1 protein-coding gene is annotated in these 1,075 nt (G+C 63.0%); it reads right to left on the bottom strand.

Annotated features, from left to right (window positions below; all coding sequences use genetic code 11):
* Window positions 1-1,075 (bottom strand): hemagglutinin repeat-containing protein (locus tag LL962_RS20860; protein ID WP_228318292.1); only part of this gene is annotated, 1,075 nt, incomplete at both ends.

Below are 1,075 nucleotides of genomic sequence, written 5' to 3'. Positions count from 1 at the left end.
ACAGGTAATAGCCCGTGACCGCGCCGACACTGATACCGATCTCGCCACCGGCGTTCTTGTTCTCCGATTTGGTGGTGTTGGTTTCCTTGTTGCTCAGCAGGTTCAGATTGTTTGCAGCCGCCAGGGTCACGTTTTCGCCGGCAATCTTGCTGCCGATGACGTTGAGGTCGCCGCCGGTCGCGGCGATGGTGATATCGCCATTGCTGAGCATGCGGCTACCACCGGTGGTTTCCTCATGCGTGGTCGTCTTGCTCGACGAGCTGCTGGCGCCGATGCCGAGGCGCAAGCTCACGCCTGCCGCATTGGCCGCTCCTTGTGCGCCATCCGCAGCGGCGGTGCCGGTCTTGGTCATGTTGCCGGCAACCGCCTGGCCGTCGTAGCCTTTCAGGCCATTGCTGACCAACCCCACCGTATCACTGACCGCGTAACCCGCCTTGGCGGCGTAGAGCGCCTTCAGGCGATCGTCTTCGACTTCCGAGCCACGCTTGACTGCGCCGTAGATCGCCTGTGCGGCGTCCACGGCGCCACCGGTCAATCCCAACGTGATACCCGCACTCTGCTGCTTGGACGTCTGCACCGTGTCCACGGTGTTTTCTGCCGCCGCAATCGTGACCTCCTTGCCCACGATGGTGGTGCTGGTGGCGCTCAGCACATCGCTGCCGGTGATGGCGACCTTGTTGCCAGCGGTCATCGTCACCGAGCCGTCGGTGCTGCCGACCAGGCTGCCGGTATTGGTGACCTCGGTGACGTCCAGGCCATCGGTCTTCTTGGTCACGCCCAAGGCGACACTGAATCCACCACCGCCATACAGACCCGACTTCTTGACGGTCTTTTCGTGTTCCTCGCTGTGCGTGTTCTGCACCGTGTCCAGCGTGAGGTTGTTGCCGGCGGCCACCACCACATCGCCCGTACTGGCCACCTGCGCACCTTGCGACAGCAGGTCGTTGCCTGCCGCGATCTGCACCGTGTCGCCGCTGAGCGTGGTGGTGACCGCCACAGTGTCCTGCCACGCATCATGGGTGGTGGTGGTCTTGCTGCTGAACGTGCCCTTCTTCTTCTTGGTCATGTCCTGCAC

The sequence above is a fragment of the Xanthomonas sp. NCPPB 1067 genome (assembly GCF_020783795.1).
GTDB lineage: Bacteria > Pseudomonadota > Gammaproteobacteria > Xanthomonadales > Xanthomonadaceae > Xanthomonas > Xanthomonas melonis.
The sequence above is the reverse complement of the archived record's forward strand: the minus strand, read 5'-3'. Positions and strand labels throughout refer to the sequence as shown.